General features: G+C 52.2%; 13 protein-coding genes. 6 read left to right on the forward strand and 7 right to left on the reverse strand.

The annotated features are described in order from the left end of the window. Positions 1-273 (forward strand): ATP-binding protein (locus tag BUA36_RS28900; RefSeq protein WP_167544236.1); only part of this gene is annotated, 273 nt, incomplete at its 5' end. A gap of 390 nt (positions 274-663) precedes the next feature. Here BUA36_RS28900 and BUA36_RS28905 read toward each other — a convergent pair. The 5 genes from BUA36_RS28905 to BUA36_RS28925 all read right to left on the reverse strand — a co-directional run bounded on the left by BUA36_RS28905 (position 664) and on the right by BUA36_RS28925 (position 8,758). Then, the gene (locus BUA36_RS28905) at positions 664-1,974 is read right to left on the reverse strand and encodes a type II toxin-antitoxin system HipA family toxin (protein ID WP_084560402.1); all 1,311 of its coding nucleotides are present in this window, start codon (positions 1,972-1,974) and stop codon (positions 664-666) included. Continuing rightward, entirely contained in the window at positions 1,974-2,279 is a 306-nt protein-coding gene (locus BUA36_RS28910) for a helix-turn-helix domain-containing protein (RefSeq protein ID WP_072790686.1), read from the reverse strand. Before BUA36_RS28910 ends, BUA36_RS28905 begins: the two co-directional genes overlap by 1 nt. Before the next feature lie 154 nt (positions 2,280-2,433). Continuing rightward, positions 2,434-3,261 carry a hypothetical protein gene (locus BUA36_RS28915; RefSeq protein WP_072790689.1) on the reverse strand — a complete coding sequence of 276 codons (828 nt, stop codon included), beginning with the start codon at positions 3,259-3,261 and terminating at the stop codon, positions 2,434-2,436. Positions 3,262-3,270: 9 nt separating this feature from the next. Beyond that, positions 3,271-4,173, reverse strand: coding sequence for a hypothetical protein (locus BUA36_RS28920; protein WP_072790693.1), 903 nt, complete (start codon positions 4,171-4,173; stop codon positions 3,271-3,273). A gap of 592 nt (positions 4,174-4,765) precedes the next feature. Beyond that, on the reverse strand, positions 4,766-8,758 hold the full coding sequence (locus tag BUA36_RS28925; protein WP_139260730.1) for a hypothetical protein: 3,993 nt from the start codon (positions 8,756-8,758) through the stop codon (positions 4,766-4,768). A gap of 279 nt (positions 8,759-9,037) precedes the next feature. Between BUA36_RS28925 and BUA36_RS28935 the strand changes: the two genes are divergently transcribed. The 5 genes from BUA36_RS28935 to BUA36_RS28955 all read left to right on the forward strand — a co-directional run bounded on the left by BUA36_RS28935 (position 9,038) and on the right by BUA36_RS28955 (position 14,609). Then, positions 9,038-9,259, forward strand: coding sequence for a DUF6471 domain-containing protein (locus tag BUA36_RS28935; RefSeq protein WP_072790793.1), 222 nt, complete (start codon positions 9,038-9,040; stop codon positions 9,257-9,259). A gap of 74 nt (positions 9,260-9,333) precedes the next feature. Then, the gene (locus tag BUA36_RS28940) at positions 9,334-10,209 is read left to right on the forward strand and encodes a DUF5131 family protein (protein ID WP_072790703.1); all 876 of its coding nucleotides are present in this window, start codon (positions 9,334-9,336) and stop codon (positions 10,207-10,209) included. A 12-nt stretch (positions 10,210-10,221) separates the two neighbouring features. Then, positions 10,222-11,508 carry a three-Cys-motif partner protein TcmP gene (locus BUA36_RS28945; protein WP_072790708.1) on the forward strand — a complete coding sequence of 429 codons (1,287 nt, stop codon included), beginning with the start codon at positions 10,222-10,224 and terminating at the stop codon, positions 11,506-11,508. Further along, the gene (gene tcmP / locus BUA36_RS28950; protein ID WP_072790711.1) at positions 11,508-12,713 is read left to right on the forward strand and encodes a three-Cys-motif partner protein TcmP; all 1,206 of its coding nucleotides are present in this window, start codon (positions 11,508-11,510) and stop codon (positions 12,711-12,713) included. The genes BUA36_RS28945 and tcmP overlap by 1 nt, the downstream gene beginning before the upstream one ends. A 192-nt stretch (positions 12,714-12,905) precedes the next feature. Continuing rightward, positions 12,906-14,609, forward strand: a complete 1,704-nt coding sequence (locus BUA36_RS28955) for a hypothetical protein (RefSeq protein ID WP_072790714.1) — start codon at positions 12,906-12,908, stop codon at positions 14,607-14,609. A gap of 144 nt (positions 14,610-14,753) precedes the next feature. On the opposite strand, the gene BUA36_RS28960 is transcribed toward BUA36_RS28955, so the two are convergent. Then, positions 14,754-15,116, reverse strand: coding sequence for a hypothetical protein (locus BUA36_RS28960; protein WP_139260731.1), 363 nt, complete (start codon positions 15,114-15,116; stop codon positions 14,754-14,756). Between the two features lie 705 nt (positions 15,117-15,821). Next, entirely contained in the window at positions 15,822-16,826 is a 1,005-nt protein-coding gene (locus tag BUA36_RS28965) for a glycosyltransferase (protein ID WP_072790721.1), read from the reverse strand. Positions 16,827-16,828: the final 2 nt, after the last annotated feature.

The raw sequence follows: 16,828 nt of genomic DNA on the forward strand, positions 1-16,828 counted from the left end.
AGCGACGCCGGCGGCGAACTGCTCCAGTCGCTGGTGCACCAGCGCTACAAGCTTAAGCGCAGCATCGTGGTGACCTCCAACCGGGTGGTGCAGGACTGGGGGAAGTACCTCGGCGACAACACCATGGCGACCACCATCCTGGACCGTCTGATGCACCGCGCGCACCTGCTGGAGTTCGAGGGGAAGAGCTACCGCTTGAAGGAGGCCGCCAGCCGTCTGACCGGCTTGGTCAAGCAGGGCGAGTCAAAAAATGACCCGGCTGCGGTCGATTAAACTACAATCCGACTGTCCTGCCTGGGGGAATTTGACCCGGCCAAGGGTGGGGGAATTTGAAGTGGCCAACGGGGGGAAGGAACGAAGGAGCAGAAAAATCTACAATTTCGGGATGCATGCAATAAGCTGATTCATGCTAAGAAGATCTCGTTTGGCATGGCGCAACTATCTGGGCGGCTGAACTATTTAGACGGGAGCGTCGAGTTGCATGGCGATTGGAACGGAAAAGATTGGGTCGCCCAAGTATTGTTGGCAGACTTCATTCGCATGGCTGTTCGTCAGCTATGACCTATAGTAGCTCGAACTTGATCTGACATCGGCTGACAGACCACTAATGTTGAAGTTGATTGGCCCGGAGCCTTATCAAGCCTTCCGACGTTTGGCGAAATCTTACGGTGGCTCATTTAAATCTTCATGTCGATCATGACCAAGCACGGTATTGACCTGTATCTGTTGCCGATCAGCCTCGTCAGCAACACTGAAGCATCCCGCGAGCGTATGGATATCGCGCGGTGCAATACCTGCATCCCGAAATTCATCCCGCCAGGTGGAGGCGATGTCCTTCACCTCACTGATGATTTCACGTGCTTCGGACTGCGTCAGTAAAAAGCGGCCGCATTGCGAGAGTGCGTTTGCAACTGTGCTCGCCGGCCCGAATTCACCGATGCCAATACTCTGCGGCCGGCCGGCGGCTTCAATATGCGGGACGATATCGAAGGCTGGGGAAAGGCGATACTGGCCGGGTTCGAGCATCAGGAAAGCGTGATTGCGCAGGTGATCGTCAACATTGCCCACCATGATGTTGAGCACCATTCGCCGGTACAGTTCATGCGCATCCGCACGCGCATCCGTCCCGTATGGCCGCAGTACTTCGGCGATTCCCGCGTATGAGAAGCTGGTCACGTAATCGCGACCATCGGGACTGAGCGGCTTCGGATCAAGGAAGCTCTGCGCGCTTGCGTAGTGAATGCGATTGTTCTCCAATCGATCAAATCGGTCAACGAGCAGAACAGAGCGGTCTCCAATCTTGATGAGCTCGAAACTGGGCACATTGATACATGCTTTAGTCGCCAGTCTCAGCGTGGCGTATTCCGCGGCCGGCACGTCGAAAAGATCATCCTGCCGGCTGAACTTCGCAATATGTTCTGTACCGTCATGTATAACCACCGTTTTAGGGCGGACACCGCCCAAGCCACTGCCAGGAAAAAGTAGATGTGCCGTTTCTGCATCGATTCGTACAGCAGGGTCGGCGGTGTATGCCTCCATTTCTTGCAAGACTCTGGCTGACAGAGCACGCGAAGATTGAATGTCATTCTTGAGTTGAGGCGGAGTGCGCAGATCAGTCGAGAAGCCGAGACAGCCCGAACCATGATGGAGCGAACTTAAGAACCATTCAACGGCGTTTTGTGGTGCTAAGCGGTTTGATTCGCGCAGCAGCTTGAGAGTGAGCTGTGCCCCCCAGGCGTTAGGGCCGGCATCTGAAAAAACGCCATATGTTCCATCACCTCTGCGCGGGATCGCAATTTCAGGCGCTTGCAAGGGCACATGGATTGGATCAAGCGAAAACGCTCGCGAAGTTCGCAAATATCGTAATCCATATCCAAAGCGCCCGTTGCCATGCGCATCGAGTCCGAAACGTCCGATCGGAACCGGAGCTTCGGGATCGGAACAGTCGAAGATGATGCAGGACTCGATAGCCATTAAAAATCTCGCTCAAGAGGCACATCCATTCCCGAGCGCAAGTGCGCTGGCCTATCTGGCTGGCTGACGAGCAGCTCGACACTGGACAACTCCCTCAGCGCCTCAAGCACACTCAAAAAGACGCCAAGGGAAACACCAGGATCTCCGCGTTCGAGACGTGCGAGTGTTTGCCGGTGGACGCGACACGCGCTTTCAAGATCGACCAACGAGCGCCTCTGCGCTTTTCTTGCCGTACGAATACGCTCGCCAAGACGCTGCGCAGCATTCTGGACATTAATAGAATTAAAGGTTTGGTCGTGTCGCATGGTTAATAGTCCTAAGACAGGTAGTGCTCATGCTATCACAATGTCGCTTAGATACACCATTCAATGGTGAAATGGTGCATCTAAGCGCCTTCGTTGCAATAATTTTAAAACTACACACAATAGAAGAGTGCAGATCTAGCTCACAGCTACAGTCCTATGAAAGCACATGGGTTCTAGACATATCCCCTGTCGGATGGGGGCCAGCATGAAGGATGCCCACGTAATGCTCCTCGCCAATTGCCAAGTAGTGATAGTAAACACGAGTGGCATTCCGTGCGTTCGTATTGTCACCTTGCTTCAGATGGGTTTCACGTGTTTCGCCGTAGACCTTTGTACCGTCCTGCCAAATCGTTAGTGTTCCCTTTTCTCGGCCATTCTGAGCGTGAGTGATGCCACGCCCTTTGAAAAACTGTTCAAGGGGAACGCCTACTTCGCCATCCAAAAGCTCGTGACACGAATCAGCGCAATTAATTAGAAAAACGCGCCTATGCTTTGGAATGTCATCACACGTTTCCAGTGCGCCATCAGTGACAAGAAACCGATTATTGCTCGCTGCAAGCGCACTAAAATGCTCCGATGGAGTGAGCGGCTTTTGCGGAAAATATTTCTCCTGAAAGCTCTTGAAGAGGCTGTTAAGAAAACCATCGTCAACCTTATCTCCCGAGCGAGGCCACCCCTCTTTACCGCGCTCAGGTCTTTCGACTAAGCCTTCAACGGCCTCGAAGGCATCGAGCTCATCTTCCAGGTTCTGCGGAATCGGAGCGTAAGGTAAGACCAAGACCTTAAGATCCCTTGGCTCCTTACCTTGAGTGTACGCTTGGAATGGAAAAATTGCCGTGTGCTCAGTAGGGATCAACCTCAGCTTCCCGGCATCATTAACGGCGGAAAGAATATATTCAACGGCGACATTATTAGTCAACGCAGCCGAGACCAATCTCGTCTCCATACCCTTAGGTAGGCCAATGACAAACAGAGAATCCATGGCATATGCTCAGAGGCGAGCTTTTACCAGGACTGTCGACACCAATATTGGCAGCACTATCTGTGCGATGTCATCGTCACTCATCGACTCCAAAATCGCTAACGCTTGCTTTCGCACTGGCGCAGGCAAATCACCAGGCGGCTTTATCGAGGTTGGCTCCATGACAGAATGCTGTTTGGAAGGGTGCGAAATTGCGGTCGAGTCGATCCCATGCTCACCACACCAGTTAACGATGTGTTCATAAATACGGTTCACCCGTTGAGCTCTCCAGATCTCGCCATCTTTGGCGCCCAAGATCTTGGCGATAGAGTCAAACATCACACCACCGGTGTCTTCTTCCAGCAGATGCTGAATTACCATCGCGATGCGACTGTTTGGCGGATTTTTCGATAGGAATGCACGCAACCACTCCACCTGTGTGGCTTCCGCGATCGGAACGATTTCGATGTAATTTGCCGGCGCAGACTCGATTGCAGCTTTAACGTCTGCAGGGGTACCGTTGCGGTAATGAAGAACCTTATGATCGACTCTAGAGAAATAGCGCCGGCGCTCTCTATCTTGATTTATAAACGCCTGCCAGACATCTGGGCGAACCACGATCTTTTCAGGTGCGATTACAGGCTCAGACTGCTGTAACCCAACGGCGATGGTAGCATCGACAGCCAGGTCCTTCAAACTCACCAAGACATCTCCCGGCCCAGCAGGCGGAGTTAGCGTCAGGCTCTCTCCAAGATGTTTTTTGAGGAAATCCGTAAACCGCTTACTGCCAAACGCCTTCTCGTCAAAGCGATCAAAACCGCGCTTTTGCAGCACACTATTGAGGCGCTGTTTGAGGCGAGCAGAAAGTTCTGGCTGGGATTCTTGAAGAAGATCGACCACCAGTTGGGTGATCAAAGTGATGGCTGCTTGCATGTATTTTGGAGTAAGAGTAATAGGAAAGTAACAGACTACAGAGTGTAGTTGTTATTTCCAGGCACAACCTTATATTACTCCGGGTTTATGACCTGTACAACGTCGTTCATCCAGGTAAACCCCAATCAAACTCCTGGTGACACTTTGGCGTATGTACAAGCTTCTTACGAGCGCAGATCGAATCCTATTCGACTACATTCTAAGAATACACTCCCAAAATACGTTGGAAGGAAGCGGGATTATACCCATCCACGGACATTTAGGTCAAGTCTAACGGAATCGCGCACAATTGTCGCTCCTCAAGAAAACCGCTGTGAGAGCCACAAATTTCACTTTTGGCGAACCTCGAATTCCTGTTTTTAACACCTTGCAGGAACAAGCTTTCGACTCTTGTCACATGTCTTCAATTCCACTCTCCAAGCTCTTTTGAATGAGTCATCCCGCGCAGCGTCGCCCGCACTACTTGCATCCAACTCGACTGAACCAGTCGCACGTGCGCGCTCTGTGGGAGCGTTTCCCCAAACACTTTGGCAAACAGTACGATACACGCAGCGATTGCTTTGCTATTGAGTCACATCGAAGGCGCAGTAACTCACTGGGGTGAGCTCTGATTCATCAGATCCATTACTTGCCCAACGTTTATCACGTCGCCCAGCCCGTCTAAGAGTTGCTCGGATACTGAAGCCGGAGTGCCGCCTGCTGCCCAGTCCACTGCAGGATGCCCTTGAGGTAGCATGCCGACGATTTGCTCCACTACCAATGGGAATCTACCGCCGGCGAAGCGAATTGCCAGCAATAGCAGCACACGACGCTTACGGTGGGCTGCAAGCGCGCTCGCGGCCGCAAGAATCATTTCGCCTGACCCAGCGAGGCAAAGAAGCACAAGCAGCCTTGATGCGATATCAGGATCAGACATCGTAAGAAACTGCGGCGTGACCTTTTCAAGAATTTCAGACGCCACTTTTTCATGTGCCGCTAACAAAGCATGAGCAGCCAGTCTTCGAACATGTGATTGGCCCGGGCTTGTCGCGAGCTCAAACAGTTTAAGCTGATAGGCCGGCTTTGCCGCGGAAGCCAGTAACGAAAAAATGTCGAACCGCAGTGTCATATCTGCCGTGTCTACAGCCAACTGATAAAGCTGCTCCGCCGCAGCGTCTTCGATGTTGCAGAGCTTAGATATTCCAACGACTGCGGCTCTGGCGACCGGATAATTTTCAGCTTGACCATGCTGCGCATAGCTTGTGGACCACTTGTCGCGAGCGAGACGCAGAAGAGTTTCTAAATGATTTCGATGGGGCTTTTTGTCCAGGAGTTCAACAAGCGCGCTACGTACTGGGTTGCCCTTTACTTGCACCATGTCGAGCACAGATGAAGGCAACGGCGCCTCCATAGGAGAGGCGAACGCACGGAGCGCCAGTGAAGCGACCTTCGAGAAGCGATGCGACAGCGCCAATTCAATGTCCTCATTCATTTGGTGCCGAATAGCGGCCTTCACTGCGATAACAGCATCGTCACGCTCATCCGCATTGGAAAGAAGCCATCGCACATCCTCTGGGACAAAGGCAGGAAGATGTTCATCCAATTTCAACCGGAACAAACGAACGGACTCGCATGCGTCGCTGATATTGATCAGGAATTCGATAGTCTCCACTGACATTTCAGGCATGGACGCGTTGACTAATGATGCGGCGGCGCCATAAATTTCTCGAAAAACTGCAGGGGCATTGGCGAGCATACCCAATACCTCAAGGTGTCCTTCTTCCACGATGGGCGAGATACTTGATGTTGGGTGTGAGCCTCCCAAATCTACCGCGAGCTCAACCAACCTAATGTATCGCCCATGTTGAAAAAGTCCCTGGACAGCTTTCATCAAACTTTCGGGAGCATGTTTAACAATGCAGCTCAATGCGCTCAGACGAACGAAAGTAGACCTGTGTCCTTCAGTAACTCGCTCGAAAAGCTTGGGTTCGTAAATCGCATCCCACTTACTTTCCAGGATATGCCAAACGCTGTCTTCTTCTTTAGTGTTATAGGCGGCGTCGAACGCGCCTGCAACCTCTGCTTCAGATACAGACTGAGCGTTCATCATTGCACGCAACCATGCAGACAGCATGAAAGATCTGTGCTTGTGTGCCGCAATCCGCTCCCAGCCGAATTCGGATCTAACGTGCACTACATAGGAGTCAATAAACTGGCTTGCAGTCCAACCATCTTCGCTTTCACTCAAGTACTGCGCATATTCTTCGCTGTACTCGCCGTTGATAATCGCGAGGTTTATCTTTGCATAACCAGCTAGCTCGTCCTCGGTCGGAGTCGTGATCCTGACGGCGATATCGATAATCCGCTCGAACCCCTCAACATCCTTCAGCGCACCCGCCGCAATGACTTCATTCGTCCTGATTACACCATTGTGCACAGCATCTTCTGCTGCCAAAAGGAATGCAGGTGTCAATCCGGAAGCCATGCGCTCGACTGCAGGAACAAAGTCATCCGTATAGTAGTCTCGACTATTGGGTAGCACACATTGGATAAATTTCTCTAACACGACTTTGGCGATGGGGCTGGCTCGCATTCGCGCATACCACTGCTCGTCATGCACCGGCAAGAACCACATATCCATGTATCCGAAACTTTGATCTGGTCTATGTAGCAGGAATCGCGCAACTTCAGCAACATCGCTACGCGGTGAGCCAGCAGAAGCTGCCACTGCCAAGAAATTCCCGAAGTCTTTTCCGCCTTCCGACAGCGCCTCCACTAGCCAGTTATCAATCGCAGCCCGGCTCTCATTAGATATTCTGGGTTTGATATCAGGTGTGCGATCCGCAGCAAAAAGTAGATGCGCTGCCGAACGTACTCCCCAGTGTTCACTGGCACCGTCGAGTAGCACCAGTCTATCAATGAGCAATCGTAGAGTACGTTGTACGCCAAGACGATCGCGGCCCAGCGCTTGCTCGATCCCCGACTCCACACGCGGATGAAAATAACTCACTGTTGAGTCAATCTGACGAAGGTTACGTGCCGCCACAAAAAAATTCAGCAGCGGTTGAAATCCTTTTTCGTATCGTGGGTCAAGATCGAAAAATTCCTCTTCTAACTGGCGCAGCAAATCGATCGATATTTTATCGTTCAGTTTTAGCAGAGCCCAGATCACGGTCGCTGCTACCAGGTCTTCGCGCTCTTCGATCTGATCTATAACTGTTCTCTCGATTGACTCATGATGAGCCTTGCGTACAGCCTCATTAATCAACGCCTTTGGGTTGTGCCGATGATCTATGTCAATAGTGGGGAGCGCATCAAAAAACTTCTGGATTTCAAGTGGCGTTCCTAGTTGCTCAAGGACCTTTGATAGGTTTGACGTGGCCACGCCTTGAAGTGCCCAGGGCAAATCATCGATCAAGGACCGATACAGTGATATCCGTTCCGACTTGCCGTAGTGCTCAGCCTCCAGATTGATAACCCACGACTGCACAGTATTCAAAGCGCCGGCAGCCTGGGCCACGTCGCGTCGCGATGTGGCCACGATCATCCGATCATGGCTCGCACGTGAAAAAGCCTGCGAAAGTTGACTGTTCCACGGACGGCGCCTTGGATCAAAATTGTACTTCCCCCAAGGGTCGACGATGTCGTAAAGAACCGGCGGCAGCGTATTATCGTTTTCGAGTTGTTCGGGACCGAGCGTGATGGGAACCCTCGTTAAACCGGGATTGGTCGCGCGAAGCTCTTCATATAACTTATGCGTCGAGATTGTCTTACCAGTGCCAGACTGCCCCACAATGAAAACAGCATACTGTGTCGACATCGCGCCAATCAACTCTGGCCAGTTGGTGGGATGAACGTAGTGCCTGAGTTCAGGCGAACTGGCAATGTAGCCACCATGACTTTTGATCAATTGTTCAAGCTCCTCCCTGATCCATCGACCTGCGCCGGCTCCAACGATCCGAGCGCGAGCCTCCTCGCGCAAGGCAAGCCGACAGTCGCGCAGATTTGGGCGCGGAATACGAAAACTCTCCAGCAACTTTTGCTCTATGTCGAGCCCGAGACGTTCCTCGTCTTGGTTACCAATGATGGCGACACGCCCGGCATAATCGGGAGGCAGGCTCTTCAAATCAGCAGTTTTCTCAGCCTTGGGCCAATTACCCGGACGGCGAACACCGAGATCACGCGTTCGACCGTTGAGCGCGGCATTAGTAACGAGAAGGTATCGCGCACGAGGATCTTCTTCGAGACGTTGAAATGCAGATTTACGAACGGTGCCGTGTTGAAGCAAGCTTTGTATTCCCGGCATAGTCCAGGCATCTCCAGAGCGCAGCTTTACCTGAACGATCATCCGATATGACGCCAGAGGCAAATCACTGGTTACACGTGCTGGCTCAGCATCTGTCAAATCAGCCTCCAGGTCCTCTTGTGACGCTGGCTCCAGAATGAGCTCTTGCGCCAGTTTGCTCTCCAGCACAAGGTCCAAGGCCAACCATACCGAGACATCGATCTGGTATTCGTATCCCAAAATCGAATACGCGCCGGAGCCTGGCTGGTTGTGAGCGCCGCTGCCTGGGGCATCTGCGCCCGAAGTGGATTCATGAGTCATGTCGGCGGCCGTTCAGAAGATAGACTAAATACCAAGAATTCTCGCACATGCGCAACTGCCGCAGGAACCTTCTATCACGAGCATCACCATGCTCTAGCAAGATCAGCATGGGTGGTCCCAATGACGAGCCGGTGCAAGGCTGAACATGCGGTCTCCATAACGCCGCGACGGTTAGCCGAGAATGAAATTCCTCATATATGAAGATTTTTACTCATATAAATTGCTATTTCCTTATATATGAGGAATAATGCGAACTTCATTTCAAATCTGGCAACCCACGTGTACTCGGACGATTGGTCTGAAAAGGCCGCCAACAAGTTGAAGGCCGAACTGCGGCTATCAGGCGTGGGATACGGCGAGCTCGTCACACGCCTAGCGCAAATTGGCGTCGAGGACACCTACAAGGGCGTCGCCACAAAAATCACCCGCGGGCGATTTACATTTGCTTTTTTCATGCAATGCATGAAAGCACTAGGCAAGAATGAGGTGAGGCTTGATTAACAAGCTTGTCAAACTTAGTGACATTTTTACCACTGTATTAAAATACAGTGGTCTTACTATTTTGGGAGATCGACATGGGCGTCAATAGCAAGATTGAGTGGACCCATCACACCTTTAATCCTTGGTGGGGATGTCTGCGCATCTCCCCTGCCTGCAAACATTGCTACGCAGAGACGTGGGCAAAACGGGTAGGGATGAACGATCTCTGGGGAAAGGACGCGCCACGGCGCTTCTTCACCGACGCACACTGGCGCGAGCCTTTGAAATGGGACAGGGATGCCGCCGCAGCTGGAGAACGACGACGCGTGTTCTGCGCGTCTATGGCCGACGTATTTGAAGATCGCCGTGACCTTAACGAAGCGCGTGAACGTCTTTGGGCGCTGATCGAAGCGACACCCAACCTCGATTGGCTACTTCTGACTAAGCGAATTCGTCACGTTAGAAAACTCGCACCTTGGTCCGGTAAGTGGCCCGAAAATATTTGGCTAGGTACCAGCACTGAAAATCAAAATTGGTTAGAAAAAAGAGTAGACCATTTGCTTCAACACAATGTAGTGGTACGCTTCGTTTCGGCAGAGCCACTTTTGGGTCCCCTGAATTTGCGACCGTGGTTACAAGCGCCAGGATCGGCGGTACCCGGCATCAACTGGGTCATCGCTGGTGGCGAAAGCGGTCCAGAATCTCGCTCGATGAATCCGGCTTGGCCGGAGGACTTGCGTGACCAGTGCAACGAAGCGAACGTGCCCTTCCACTTCAAGCAGTGGGGCCATTGGGCACCAGAGGAGTTGATTGCAGAAGGTATTTCCGCCCGGGCGCAACGAATCGACGTCGTTGGTCGTGACGGCGCCATTATTCGACTGGTCAAAGTGGGGAAAGCCAAAGGTGGTCGTGAATTAGGTGGAACGACGTGGGACCAGGTTCCTGTTATTAGCGGGAGCCTGCTACGATAACGGGAAGAATAATTGGCAAAAACTGGCGATAAATGGCAATGGATAATCGGAGACGCACCACCGCCGCTTGATCCACACTCAAAAGTTAAACATCAGCTAGTTAGGGACTATCTCTACAAGTACATTGGCGTGCTGATGGCAAATGCGAAGATGCCGCGGCTACGGCTAACACTGGTCGATGGATTCGCCGGCGGCGGCCTTTACGCTGACGGCGGCGGCACAGCGCCAGGATCGCCGCTGATCATGTTGCAAACGGCAAGGGAGGCTGAGGCATATCTCAATGCCAGCCGCACTCAAACGCCGCGCCAGGTCGACGCCCAGTATCATTTCGTCGAGCTCAACCCAAGCTCGTTCGAATATCTAAAGTACACACTCAAGGGTGAAGGATACGGCGAACGTATTGGCAAGGATATAGCCCTCTACAACCACAAGTTCGAATCGGTCTGCGCCGACATTGTTGCGGCCGCAGCGGCGCGTAAAGCGGGACAACGCGCGATTTTCCTGCTCGACCAGTACGCATATGACGATATCGTCATGTCCACGGTCAATAATATCTTCCAGAACCTTCAAGGTGCCGAGGTCATTCTGACCTTCAATGTCGATTCGCTCCTCACCTTCCTGACAGACAGCGAGCAGTTCCACTCAATAACACGCAGAATCGGGCTGGAAGAGTACATCAACTGGAAGGACATAGCCCGCTTGAAAGCCGGATCACATTGGCGGCAAATAATCCAGCGTCAGATATCGCACGGAATCTGGAAAGCCAGCGGCGCCCGCTTCATGACGCTTTTCTTCGTCACACCACAAGGTAATCGGCCGTGGTCCTATTGGCTGGTGCATTTGTCGAATGCCTATCGCGCGAATGACGTGATGAAAAGCGTACACTGGGATCACGGCAACAGCTTTGGCCATAGCCTGGAAGCCGGCTTTTTCCAGATTGGTTATGAAGCCAACAGGGATATCGACGTGACCTCACAATCAGAAATGGATTTTCAAGGCGCCAGCGCATTTGACGAAACCCTTCACAAACGCAGCGTAGCCACGCTGAAAGATCAACTGCCCCGCATGATCTACGACAATCCTGATGGCTTGATGTTCAACGATTTGATCTACCAGATCGCCAATCAAACCAACGCGACCGAGAAGATCATAAAGGAATCACTCCACGAAGGCGTTGCGACAAAGGAACTGCAGGCCATCATTGAGGGTGGAGGGTTGCGCACAAAAGGTACTTCGATCCGAGGGAGCGACATACTGATTCCCAACCGCCAAAAATCGATCTTCCTGGGATACCATTGATGAAGTTTGACCCTCACGAAATCATCCCTCAGGCATACGTCGGCCGAGAGCAAGCGTACATCAAACACCTGCTTCTGGACGGGTATCTTGAACGGTTGCTCTACATCGTGGGCTGGAACGCAAGCTTACTTGGGCACGAAGAGATAATTTTCGTTGACTGCTTCGCAGGTCCTTGGCAAGACGATAGTGACGATCTGAAATCGACCTCTATTGCCATATCGATGGACGTGCTGTCCAAAGTTCAATATGCGTTGGCCGAAAAAGGTAAGCCTGTGCGGTTCCGGGCGATCTACATGGAAATGGATAATGGCGCCTTCGGTCGGTTAAGTCGCTATCTCTCCAGTCACTCGCCGACCAACGTGGAAACCACTGCCCTGCATGGAGATTTCAGGCAGTGTGTACCAGACATTCTGTCTCATTGCCCACCCAAAAGCTTCGCCTTTTTCTTCGTGGATCCTAAAGGCTGGGTAGCGGTCAGACCGGAAATCTTGCAGCCCTTACTGGCTCGTCCACGCAGCGAATTCCTGATCAATTTCATGTACGGCTTCGTCAATCGCTTCGCCTCTATGGAAGCACAGCGTGAAGGTATTACAGCGCTGTTTGGCGGCCATTTCGATCCAGATAAGCTACCCACCAATCCCGCCGATCGTGAATCATTCCTTCTTGAGCAATACCGAACCGCTCTCGTTTCTCGGGCGAGCGTCGGGACCGCCAAGGCCCTTTCAGGCTACGTCACAATTCTCGATCCGACTGCAGACCGCACGAAGTATCACCTGATTTATCTCACCAGGCATCCGAAGGGTATCGTTGAATTTATGACCCAGTCTGAGAAGCTGTCCGGCGTCCAAGCAGTTGTGCGTGCAGCGGCAAAATTTGAGAAAAAGAATCGCGATAACGCCACCCCCGATCTGTTCGGAATCGACGCCAATCAGGTAGATACTCGCGGAGACAACGGCAACGTTCGCCAGGACCTTCTAAAAAAACTCTGGCTTGATCGAATCGGCGACAAGCCGCTAATGGTCACCGAAGCGGTTTTTGCAGACCTGATTTGCAAAAGTAATTGCTTCCCATCGGAGCTTCAGCTAGCGGTCAAAGATTTAACTGAACAAGGACAGATCATCAACCGCGATGCCGGACAGTCCAAGCGCTCCAAGAACATCGTGAACTACGAGAAAAAGGAGACCCTTGTCCGAACCAAGAGCTGAACTAAGCCTGCTGTGGTGGTGACAGGTATTGCCTTCCAAGTCTGGTCGCAGGTTATGCGATAATTTCCTAGTCGCAACCACCCTGTCTACGACAGAAGGTTTCTAAATATGCCTTTATCGTTTCAATACACCACTCGGCCACGAAGCAAAATAGTTTGCAGCGATGACAGCTTCCGACTAAATGGTCCTCACATGGCATGGTGGCAGTGCGGTTTCAAGAAAAATTATTCCGATGACACCCAGCCCACGGTACTGATGGCGTTTCGGAAAATAGACAGAGGTACTCTAGCTGACAAGGTGGTCTATCATGAGCTCTCTGTTGCGGCACTAGGGCAAGTCCGCCTGGGCTCGATTTGGCAGGATAGGGAATGCACATCGCAGGCGGTCTTCGAGGCGCGAACATTTGACGTGGATTTCACCAACGGCTGGAGGTTTACCTCTTTCAAGGAAGCCTCAAAACAGGGGCTCACAGCGCCTTTTCCTCAAGAAATCTATCCATTGGAGTACAAGTCAGCGGATATGAATTGGCTGCTGGAATTTGATCTCCCAACCGGTGGGAAACTCATCATTCCGTGCATTGAGTTTTTCGCGCGGTGTTACGGCAGTTCCGGCGAACTCAGGCGCATATTGGCGGCTTATACTTGGGAAGGGCACGCCGAAACGGTAAAGGCCAAATGCTTCGCTCCGCTCGATACAGAGGAAATCCCCGGCGTATGGCAAGTGCGCCTGCAGCCGCGCCTGCGCAATCGTGATGCGGTGTTCTTGGCCCACGTCAAATACGATCCTTATACAGAGTTGGCCGCTAAACGAATTCATAGCCAGATACAGGTGGCGTTTGAAAAGAACAGCTCACGGCCTATTTTCGCCCAAATCGCCCCTTGGTTTAAAGGCTCGACAAAGTTGATTGTCGAAGGGATCGCATTTGGTAATTCTTTCCTTGCTCTGCGGGTCAACGGAATGGAAGATCCCTCAGGGGATGATGTTGAGCGGTCCAGAGTTGGTGGCAAGGCGAAAAATCCTGCGCCAGAGTCCGCAAAGACTCGTGCACCTGGATTTCGACCGAGGATGCAAACGCCTCGCCCTATCATCAACTTAGCTGGCAATCGCATCGCTGACAGAGACGCAGGTACTGTCGAGTTCGAAGACGACGATTTTGTGACGATCAATCCTCGGCCGATCAAAGACGTCCAAGCGGAGCAAGCTAAAACAAAGTCAGGAGGGAGTCGCCACGGCCCAGAGACCACGACCTCATCGCTCGGCGAGGCTCGGGGCGCGGGTAAAGGCGTTGGCCAGGCATCCATTCACGCGCCAGAGTTTCCGAGCAACGGATGGTTGCGAGATATGTGGGATGCGATGATTGCACTTCAAAAACGCAAGGTCATTGATGCCGTAGACTGGTACACGTATCAGCATGGCTTCAGTGCTTCTATGCCGATCATGCTCATCACAGTGCCTGAATTTAAGAAGAACGACGAGGTCGAAACGAGAGTCAAAAGTTTTCCATTTTTGGATCGCGAAAAAACTCTCCGGCGAGGCATTCTTGTCGCACGCATTCAACTCTCCGATGGCCCGGTCTACATAGTAGAGATAGCCCGCAGCCCAATTGGTAGCGCTTCTTCAGGCGAAGGGGAGCAGTCATTTCAAGGCATCGTTTTTCGGTTAAGCGATGAGAAAGACCTAAATTCCTGGCTTAGAGAACTAATCGACCTGATACGCCGCAGCGCAGGCGTTCTTAGTCGGATAGGAGGAATTGAAGGAAAGTGCCCTGGAGTTGCAATGACCTTCCCTCACAACGCCGGCCCCAAACAACTAGCCAAAGGCGTGACAAGGTGCGAGTACATCGTCGCCGCAGCAATTCATGATATTGGTAGCGAGATTAATCTGGATGTCGCTTGACTTGGCAAAAACCGGGGCAGCAAAACCAGCCCCATATGCCCCGTCACCTCGCCAGAGACCGCAATTTCGAGGGCTTGCAAGGGCAAGTGGATCGGGTCAAGCGAAAACGCGCGAAGTTTGCAGATATCGCAGTCCATACCGTCTCTACCATTCGCCTCGCTGTTTGAGTTGAAACTCCAGGCCGTCCACCGGCCCGCCCTCGCGATGCCTGTTCAGGCCTACAAGCATCGCGAGGGCTTTGCGGCGTTCCGCGTGCTCGGTGGCCGTCAAGCCAATTGCCAGCTCTGAAGCCCGGTCCATCGTCGATTCAGCCACTTTCTTGGCGCGCTTATGCGCAGCGAGCACCCTCAGCAGCATGTGAGCATTTGGCATCTTGAGCATGTCTCGCTTTTTAGCGAGCAGCGCGCGCGCTTTGATAAGGCGACGCGAGGGATTGGGCGCCTTGTGACCGAGCTTTTGAGGTTGGACGGCGCCTACATCAGAACGTAGTTTCTTGATCGTCTGCATAATAAGCCTCCTGGGCGGCAATACTTCACTGATGCGCATTACCTTGTAGTTGCATTCAGTGTACCACCGGTGGACTCTTATGATCATCAACGCGTAGCCCTCATCTTTTCCAAATTCATGCTGCCAACGCGGTCTCCGGCTCATCAAACCGCACTACGCCGAACACCATGCAGTTGCAAGGGAAGCACACGAATATCGAACGATTCTGGAACGATTCTTGGAACGATTTAATTTCATTATTCCTATAAATATCAATGCATTAACGATAAATCCGATTCTTTTACGGAACGATTCTTGGTGACATAGCCAAACTCATTAGTTGCCTGACGCAGTGGGCGTAACGCTGCAGTCTTTGATATTCAGATATAGCCGTTGTCCACTTCTCCATTGGGTAGGATCAACTATCGGAACAATGGCATGGCGGGGAGCAAAGCTTCTTAGATAACGAACGTACACATATGGTGACTGCGAATCTGATCCTTTGCGACAATCGAGACTGGTATGCCGGATTTCTCCGGAAGCCGTACTAACAAAGATGACCGTCGCAACGCGCCACCCCTGATCGTAGTTGTACTTCCCATCATAGAGGATGGTACATCCACTAAGCGCCACAACAATGCACAGTGCGAGAATTCTCGTCATTAGCCTGCTCCCGGTTAATCCTGGCCGCACCCTCAATCATTAAACGTACGACCTGTCGACAAATTAGTGACGGCCAACTGTCCGCCTCTCCACGCCGGCGACATTTCCGTCCTTCGACGCTGAGGCCTGCTCCAGAATCGCCTGGACCACATAGCGCGGCCGCGCACGCACCTGCTGATAGATCCGGCCCACATACTCTCCAAGCAGTCCGATCCCGAAAAGAATCATGCCCATAAAGAAGAACGATATGGCAAACAGCGTGAATAGTCCTTCAGCTTCAGCTCCCCAAAATAGCCGGCGCAAAACGAGCACCGCCACAAGAATTGCAGAGGCGAGCGACATCAACATTCCCATCATGGAGAAGAACTGCAACGGCACAAGCGAGAAGCCAGTGACGAGATCAAAGTTCAAGCGAATCAGGCTGTATAACGAGTACTTCGAGTCGCCGGCCGCTCGCTCCTCGTGCTCGACGATGATTTCCGTTGGATTGCGGGCAAAGCGATAAGCCAGCGCCGGCACAAAGGTGTTCACCTCTGCGCACCTGTTCACGAGATCGATTACATTGCGTCCGTAGGCACGCAGCATATTCCCCTGATCGGTGATCTTGATGTTTGTGATCCTCTCGCGCAAGCTATTCATGAGCTTGGAAGCATAGGTACGCCAAGCGACGTCCTGCCGCTTGCGTCGTATTGATCCGACGTAGTCATAGCCCTCGCGAACCTTCATCACAAGATTACCAATCTCCTCAGGTGGATTCTGCAAATCGGCGTCCAACGTAACAATGATTTCGCCGCGTGCAGCTTCAAAACCTGCGAGGATTGCCATGTGCTGGCCGTAGTTGCCGTTAAAAAGAACCACGCGAGTTACATCGGATCGCATCCGGAACTGTTCCGCCAGGATTGAAACTGAATCGTCCCGGCTGCCGTCGTTGACGAAGACAACCTCGTAGCTCAACTCTAGTACGTCAAGCGCTGGGTACAGCCTGGCAAACAGGGCTGCGAGCCCAGCCTCCTCGTTATAAACCGGGATGACTATGGAAAGTTCTGGCGTAAACGGCTCTCGATGCATGA

The organism is Duganella sacchari, assembly GCF_900143065.1.
Taxonomy (GTDB): Bacteria; Pseudomonadota; Gammaproteobacteria; order Burkholderiales; family Burkholderiaceae_D; genus Rugamonas; species Rugamonas sacchari.

Excerpts from the sequence above, each read along its gene's own strand:
- BUA36_RS28905 (WP_084560402.1), bottom strand. The coding sequence starts at position 1,974 with ATGGCTATCGAGTCCTGCATCATCTTCGACTGTTCCGATCCCGAAGCT.
- BUA36_RS28910 (WP_072790686.1), bottom strand. The coding sequence starts at position 2,279 with ATGCGACACGACCAAACCTTTAATTCTATTAATGTCCAGAATGCTGCG.
- BUA36_RS28915 (WP_072790689.1), bottom strand. The coding sequence starts at position 3,261 with ATGGATTCTCTGTTTGTCATTGGCCTACCTAAGGGTATGGAGACGAGA.
- BUA36_RS28920 (WP_072790693.1), bottom strand. The coding sequence starts at position 4,173 with ATGCAAGCAGCCATCACTTTGATCACCCAACTGGTGGTCGATCTTCTT.
- BUA36_RS28925 (WP_139260730.1), bottom strand. The coding sequence starts at position 8,758 with ATGACTCATGAATCCACTTCGGGCGCAGATGCCCCAGGCAGCGGCGCT.
- BUA36_RS28940 (WP_072790703.1), top strand. The coding sequence starts at position 9,334 with ATGGGCGTCAATAGCAAGATTGAGTGGACCCATCACACCTTTAATCCT.
- tcmP (WP_072790711.1), top strand. The coding sequence starts at position 11,508 with ATGAAGTTTGACCCTCACGAAATCATCCCTCAGGCATACGTCGGCCGA.
- BUA36_RS28955 (WP_072790714.1), top strand. The coding sequence starts at position 12,906 with ATGGCATGGTGGCAGTGCGGTTTCAAGAAAAATTATTCCGATGACACC.
- BUA36_RS28960 (WP_139260731.1), bottom strand. The coding sequence starts at position 15,116 with ATGCAGACGATCAAGAAACTACGTTCTGATGTAGGCGCCGTCCAACCT.
- BUA36_RS28965 (WP_072790721.1), bottom strand. The coding sequence starts at position 16,826 with ATGCATCGAGAGCCGTTTACGCCAGAACTTTCCATAGTCATCCCGGTT.